Origin of the sequence: Secundilactobacillus malefermentans DSM 5705 = KCTC 3548, from assembly GCF_001436395.1 — a bacterium.
GTDB lineage: Bacteria > Bacillota > Bacilli > Lactobacillales > Lactobacillaceae > Secundilactobacillus > Secundilactobacillus malefermentans.
This window is the reverse complement of sequence record NZ_AZGJ01000141.1, coordinates 1-525: the sequence shown is the minus strand read 5'-3', so window position 1 is coordinate 525 and position 525 is coordinate 1. Positions and strand designations below refer to the sequence as shown.

The following is a 525-nucleotide window of genomic DNA, read 5'->3' as shown; positions in this document are numbered from 1 at the left end:
ATTCCATATCAATACCCGAAAACGGGTTCAAACCGTAACTCTGGATCTCAATAGTTACTATAAAGATATCGTTAAGGAAATGTTTCCAAACGCAGAAATTGTCGTTGATCGATTCCACATTATCGCCATGATGACGCGGGCATTCAACCAGACTAGAGTTCAGACAATGAAAAAATATGACAAGAAATCTATCGAATATCGACTGCTTAAGTTCTCATGGAAACTATATTTGAAGCACATTGATGAACTAGAAGTCAGCCAAACTTTCTATGATCGTCATTTACGACAGCAGTTAACTCAACAAGGGCGAGTACAAATGGGGCTTGACACTGATGACACTATTTCGAGCACATACGATGCGCTGCAAGGTATCATGTCCTGTCTTAAAAATCATGACAAAGATGGCATTGTCCACTATCTCTACAAAAATGAAAACCTAAGTTTTCAAATGAAGGAAACACTAAAAACGTTTAAAAGTAATCTGGAAATTGTCTTGAATGCCAGTGAATCTAAGTATTCTAACGG

General features: G+C 37.5%; 1 protein-coding gene. It reads left to right on the top strand.

Annotated elements, in window-relative coordinates:
* Window positions 1-525, top strand: a 525-nt coding sequence (locus tag FD44_RS10200; protein ID WP_162258125.1) for a transposase, incomplete at both ends; no start/stop codon positions are given.